General features: G+C 51.9%; 5 protein-coding genes. 2 read left to right on the forward strand and 3 right to left on the reverse strand.

What is annotated here, in order from left to right:
* Positions 1 to 123: 123 nt before the first annotated feature.
* Positions 124 to 1,056, reverse strand: coding sequence for an AEC family transporter (locus tag HMPREF2726_RS06090; RefSeq protein WP_070602653.1), 933 nt, complete (start codon positions 1,054 to 1,056; stop codon positions 124 to 126).
* Positions 1,057 to 1,382: 326 nt separating this feature from the next.
* Here HMPREF2726_RS06090 and HMPREF2726_RS06095 point away from each other — a divergent pair, with 326 nt between their 5' ends.
* Entirely contained in the window at positions 1,383 to 2,696 is a 1,314-nt protein-coding gene (locus HMPREF2726_RS06095) for an NCS2 family permease (RefSeq protein WP_070602633.1), read from the forward strand.
* A gap of 154 nt (positions 2,697 to 2,850) precedes the next feature.
* On the opposite strand, the gene HMPREF2726_RS06100 is transcribed toward HMPREF2726_RS06095, so the two are convergent.
* Both HMPREF2726_RS06100 and zupT read right to left on the reverse strand, forming a co-directional pair.
* On the reverse strand, positions 2,851 to 3,132 hold the full coding sequence (locus HMPREF2726_RS06100; protein ID WP_070602635.1) for a TM2 domain-containing protein: 282 nt from the start codon (positions 3,130 to 3,132) through the stop codon (positions 2,851 to 2,853).
* A gap of 304 nt (positions 3,133 to 3,436) precedes the next feature.
* Positions 3,437 to 4,246: a zinc transporter ZupT gene (gene zupT / locus HMPREF2726_RS06105; RefSeq protein ID WP_070602637.1), complete on the reverse strand. Its 810-nt coding sequence runs from the start codon at positions 4,244 to 4,246 to the stop codon at positions 3,437 to 3,439.
* 474 nt (positions 4,247 to 4,720) lie between these two features.
* On the opposite strand from zupT, the gene HMPREF2726_RS06110 reads away from it, so the two are divergent.
* Entirely contained in the window at positions 4,721 to 6,427 is a 1,707-nt protein-coding gene (locus HMPREF2726_RS06110) for a molecular chaperone HscC (protein WP_009312664.1), read from the forward strand.
* The last annotated feature ends 154 nt before the right edge of the window (positions 6,428 to 6,581 follow it).

Here is a 6,581-nt window from a genome sequence, read left to right on the forward strand (position 1 = left end):
GCCGTACTGGTTTAAAGTTAATCCACTATATATTCCGTCCGTCATGATGGGAATAACAACAAAAGGTCGTCTGAAAACCCTGTTCGGGGTCTTTCAGACGACCTTTTTCTTGACCCAACCCTTTCAAACCATCGCTTGATACAACGCAATCATCATCGGCATGGTAATGACGCACAGCAGCGTCGTGATGCCGTAAATCGCGCTGGCTTTACGGGCGTTCTGACCATAAACCATCGCCATTTGGGTAACGGTGGACGCGGCTGGGCTGACGGTGGCGAGGAAGCTGATAAGGACGACGGTATCGCTGTGCCCGCCGAGATGCGCGATGCCCGAAATTTTGACAAACACCAGCAGAATCAGCGGGATAAGCATCAGACGCAGGAAGGCGACGAGGTAAATCCGTTTGGAGAGGACGATTTCTTTGAGCGGCAGCGAGGCAATCAGCATTCCGGCAACGAGCATGGCGACGGGGCCTATCATGCCGCCGACGGTGGCGAGCGTGTTGTCGATGATGTGCGGCAGTTTGATTTGGCAGGCAAACATGAACACGCCGATAAAGATGGAAAGGATGTTGATGTTGGTGAGTACGGTTTTCCACGCAAGATTGCCACGCCCGCAAAGCAGCAGGCGCAAGTGCGTCCAGAAAAGGAACATTTGGACGATGATGAAGCCGCTGGTGTAAATCACCCATTGCGGTCCGAAAATGGACATCACCAGCGGGATGATGAGATTGCCGGAATTGGTGTAAACCGTGGCGGCGTGTTCGAGCGTATCGAGCTTGAACACGGTTTTGAAAAGCCTGCCCAGCGCGATCAGCAGGATGTGGAACACGACCGCCAAGGCGACCGAGAGTTTCAGCCCGTCAATGATGTCGGGCGTATTCTCGATTTGGAAGGCGTGAATCATCACCGACGGGCTGATGAGGTAGAGCGCGATGACGGAGAGCGTGCGGCTGTGTTCGGAGGTCAGGAGCTTGGATTTCACCAACGCCATACCCATCAGGACGATCAGGGTCAGCTCGGTGATTTTGCCGGCAAGGAGCAGGGCGGTTTCCATGAGTGTGGCACATTTTGGGAAAACGGAAATTTTACGCTTGCGCGCCAGTGCGGACAATGTATTCGGAACACGGTTTCAGACGACCTTTCCGTGTTTGCCGCCGTATTCAAAGGGCAAAGGTCGTCTGAAAACGCAACGCTCGGATTTTCAGACGACCTCACGCCCTGTCCTGTTCTCATTTAAAGTTAATCCACTATACGCACAGACACAGCGGGAATGGCAACACATTGCCCCAAGTGGAATGTTGACAATTTTTCACCCGACGACAGGGCGTTTTCAGTATAATACCGCCCGCAAATTTTCCTTTTTTTTGAAAAGCATAAATCATGACTACTTCAAATCAAAATGTGCTGGAGCGCATATTCAATTTAAGCGCAAACGGCACGAATGTGCGCACTGAACTGATGGCAGGTCTGACCACCTTCCTCGCCATGTGCTACATCATCATCGTCAATCCGTTGATTCTCGGCGAAACGGGCATGGACATGGGCGCAGTATTCGTCGCCACCTGCATCGCTTCCGCCATCGGCTGCTTCGTGATGGGCTTCGTCGGTAACTATCCGATTGCGCTCGCGCCGGGCATGGGTTTGAACGCCTACTTTACTTTCGCCGTCGTCAAAGGCATGGGCGTGCCCTGGCAGGTGGCTTTGGGTGCGGTGTTTGTTTCCGGCATCATTTTTATTTTATTCAGCTTTTTCAAGGTGCGCGAAATGCTGGTGAACGCGCTGCCTATGGGTTTGAAAATGTCGATTGCCGCCGGTATCGGGCTGTTTCTGTCGCTGATTGCGCTCAAAGGTTCCGGCATCATCGTCGCCAGCGACGCGACTTTGGTGAAGCTGGGCGACATCCACCAACCTGCTGCGCTTTTGGTGCTGGCAGGCTTCGCCATGGTGGTGGCTTTGGGGCATTTCCGCGTCAAAGGGGCGATTATCCTGACCATTCTGGCAATCACAGCCATTTCCACCCTACTGGGCTTGAGCGATTTTAAAGGCGTGGTCGGAGAAATTCCGAGCATAGCGCCGACTTTCATGCAGATGGATTTCAATGGTCTCTTTAAAATCAGCATGATCAGCGTGATTTTCGTCTTTTTCCTGGTTGATTTGTTTGACTCCACCGGCACGCTGGTCGGCGTTTCCCACCGTGCGGGCCTGCTGGAAGACGGCAAACTGCCTCGTCTGAAACGCGCCCTATTCGCCGACTCGACCGCCATCGTCGCCGGTGCCGCACTGGGTACGTCCTCGACCACGCCGTATGTCGAAAGCGCGGCAGGCGTGTCCGCAGGCGGCCGCACCGGTCTGACTGCCGTAACCGTCGGCGTATTGATGTTGGCGTGTCTGATTTTCTCGCCGCTAGTGCAGAGTATCCCCGGCTTCGCCACCGCGCCCGCGCTGCTCTACGTCGGTGCGCAAATGCTGCGCAGCGCGCGTGAAATCGACTGGGACGACATGACCGAAGCCGCCCCCGCCTTCCTGACCATCGTGTTCATGCCTTTCACCTACTCGATTGCCGACGGCATTGCATTTGGTTTCATCAGCTACGCCGTGATCAAACTCTTGTGCAACCGCGTTAAAGACGTGCCGCCTATGGTGTGGATAGTTGCCGTATTATGGGCGTTGAAATTCTGGTATTTAGGGGGCTGATACCGTTTTCAGGTTAGCCATTTTATTCCCCGCAATAGCAAAAGGTCGTCTGAAAATTTTCAGACGACCTTTTGTGGTTTTTAAGATGTACTGAATATTTGAAACTTTACGCAATCGTTCCGCTCAATATTCAAAGGCATCAATCAGCCAATGCTTAAAACCATTCTTTCTTGCCGACAACATAAACTTGTTCAAATTCTTCCGGCGTAGATGTCAGGTATTTAAATATGTCGAAGAGAGATAAACCGACAACAGCTATCCAAGCAGGATGGATAAACATACCCACCACACCAATCGCCAAATAGATGATACCGGCTTTGTTTAAGCCCAAATAGAATTTATGCGCTCCGAAGCAACCTAAAAATAACGCCAAAGCCGCGGCGATGATGCGTTTGTTGGTAGTAGGAAGGGATTGCAGAGGTGTATTTTCGGACATTTTTTCTCCAAACGGATAGTCAAAATTAAGAAAGTGTTTTTAAGTATAGCAGAATAATGATATTAATTTCACATAGATTCTATTTTTATTGAATAACAAACCTATAAAATTTCGTAAATTTATGTTACAAAAACCCTAATTTACAGTTGAAATATGCGATTTTATATACATTTTTGGCATATTATACTTACTACCTTTATTTATCTTTTCGATTTATCCGCATCCCTTAGCCAACCCGCCCTGCTTAAAGTTTCAGACGACCTCGGCACTGCGTTTGACTCTGCCGCGCCTGTCTAGTTCAGATTTAAAAATGAAACAACACCAAACTCAGGGCAATCACCGCCATGCCCGAAGTCAAACCGTAAACGGTTTCGTGTCCGTCGGAATAACGCTTGGCGGCGGGCAGCAATTCATCCAGCGCGAGGAACACCATCACGCCCGCAATCACGCCGAACACCGCACCGAACACGAAAGGCGATAAAAACGGCTTGAGCAGGGTGTAGCCCAAAACCGCGCCCAAAGGTTCGGCAAGCCCTGAAGCGAGGCAGGCGAGGACGGTTTTTTTGCGGTTGCGGGTGGCAAAATAAACGGGGGCGGCAATGGAAATACCTTCGGGAATATTGTGTATCGCAATCGCGAGCGCCAGCGGCATTCCGACGGCGGGATTTTCCAGCGTGGCGAAAAACGTTGCCAAACCTTCGGGAAAGTTGTGTGCGGTAATGGCAAACGCCGCCATCATGCCGACGCGGGCAATGTGGCGGCGTTTGTTTTCCTGAAAGGCAGGGTCGTGCGGGTCGAGCGTTTCGTGCGGGTTCGGCACGATGCGGTCAATCAGCGCAATCGCCCCCATGCCCGCCAAAAAAGCCAGCGTTGCGGCGGCGAAGGCTTTGTCTTTGTCGTAAACCTGCCCGAAGGCTTCGCTGGATTTGTTGAAAATCTCCGTCAGCGACACATATACCATCGCCCCGCCCGCAAACGCCAAGCCGAACGACAATACGCGCGGGTTTGGCGTTTTGGAAAACATCACCAACCCGCTGCCCAGTACGGTAAACAATCCGGCGGCGAGGGCGATGCCGAAGGCGGTGATGAGGTTGGTTGAGCTGATATCAGGCATCGTCTTAAGTCGTTAACACAATAAAGAAATCAGCCTAACATATTTTCCTAAATTAGAGAATAATTATTATTTATATTTATATTGACAAGAACAAATGTCGGATTAGAAACGTCGGCAAATATAGTGGATTAACTTTAAATCAGGACAAGGCGGCGAAGCCGCAGACAGTACAGATAGTACGGAACCGATTCACTTTGGTGCTTCAGCACCTTAGAGGAATCGTTCTCTTTGAACTAAGGCGAGGTAACGCCGTCGGTTTAAAGTTAAGCCACTATAAAAACCATTCCAACCCCTTTTCCCTTCCTCCAAACGGCAACGCAGCCCGCCATCCGCCAGTCTGAAACGCCGCCGGATTTTCCATATAAATGGAAGAAATGTTATGATTTTGCAATCTTCCCTCTTTCAGACGACCCAGTGCGGATGATGTGAAAGGTCGTCTGAAACACATTCACCCCCCTCCGAAACGAGACATTCATGACCCTGCAAATCGGTATCGACTTAGGCACGACCAACAGCCTGATTGCCCAGTTCCACAACGGCGAAACCCGCCTGATTCCCAACCAACACGGCCATTTTCTGACACCGTCGGTCATCAGCGTCGCCGAAGACGGCAGCATCCTGACCGGCATCGCCGCACGCGAACGCCTCTCCACCGCCCCGACGCTGACCGCCTCGGCGTTCAAGCGATTTATGGGAACGGATAAAACTTTCCATTTGGGCAAGCGCACGTTCCGCGCCGAAGAATTGTCCGCGCTGATTTTAAAAAGCCTGAAAGAAGATGCGGAAGCCTTTTTGGGAGAACCGGTATGCGATGTCGTTCTGACCGTTCCCGCCTATTTCAACGCCATCCAACGTCAGGCAACGAAAAACGCGGCACAGATGGCAGGTTTGAACGTCCTTCGTTTGCTCAACGAACCGACTGCCGCCGGCCTTGCTTACGGATTGCAGGAAAAACCCGACGACACGCGCTTTTTGATTTACGACTTGGGCGGCGGGACGTTTGACGTATCCGTACTCGATTATTTCGACGGCGTCGTCCAAGTATCCGCCAGCGCGGGCGACAACCATTTGGGCGGCGAAGATTTCGTCAACGTGCTGCGCCAGTGTTTCCTGAAAAAATGCACGACGCTGACGTCGTCTGAAAGCGACAAACTGGCGCAAAACAGCGAATTGTGGCAGGTATTGGAAACCGCCAAGCGCAAACTCGGCGAAGAAATGCAGGCAGAAATCCGTTTCCATTACGGCGACACGGTTCACACCGCCGTCATCAGCCGCGAAGAATTCCAAGAAGCCGCCACGCCATTAATGGGCCGCCTGCGTCAACCGCTGGAGCGCGCATTGCGCGATGCCAAGCTGCACCCTTCGCAAATCGACGGCATCATCTTGGTCGGCGGCGCGACGCGGATGCCGATGATTCGGCATTCCATTGCCCAACTGTTCCGCCGCATCCCGCTTGTTTCGGTCAATCCCGACGAAGCCATCGCACGCGGCGCGGCGGTGCAGGCGGCGCTGATTGCGCGCAACGAAAGCGTGGAAGAAGTCGTCCTTACCGACGTGATGCCCTTCTCGCTCGGCACGGAAGCCGGCATGGACATTGGCGACCAATACGTTACCGGACGGTTTTTCCCGATTATTGAACGCAATATGCCCGTTCCCGTTTCGCGCGTCGAAACTTTCATCACTTCCCACGACGGGCAGAAAGTGATTTTGGTCGATGTTTTGCAGGGCGAGTCCATGCTTGCCAAAGAAAACCTGAAACTGGGTGAACTGTCGGTCAACGTCCCGCCCAAGCCGAAAGGACAGGTATCGATAGACGTCCGCTTCAGCTACGACGTCAACGGGCTTTTAGAAGTCGACATCAGCAACAAAAACCTGAATCTGCACATCAATCAGGTTTTCCGTCAAAACAGCCAAAGCCTGACGCCTGAAGAAATCAAGGCTTCCCTGATCAAACTCGCCGCCTTGAAAATCCATCCGCGCGATCAGCAGCACAATATCTATCTGTTGGAAAAAGCCAAACGCCTGTATGAAGAATTCCTCGGAGACAACCGGCACATCATCGCTGCGGAAGTGGCGCGTTTTGAAGCCGTATTGGAAACGCAGGACCCGATCGTCATCCATAGGGCGCAACAGCAATTTAGCGAATTTTTAAACCGTTTCGACGGCGGCTGGCTGCTGTAAGCGCATCGCTTTTCATCGGACACGCCGAACAATGAAAGATAAAATCCATTGAAAACAAAAAATTATGCAATACCGGCAAAAATAAGTTGACACCTTTCCGACGCATCCATATAATGCACGGCTTATCGGGTCGTTAGCTCAGTCGGTAGAGCAG

This window comes from Neisseria sp. HMSC074B07, from assembly GCF_001810355.1.
Classification (GTDB): Bacteria; Pseudomonadota; Gammaproteobacteria; order Burkholderiales; family Neisseriaceae; genus Neisseria.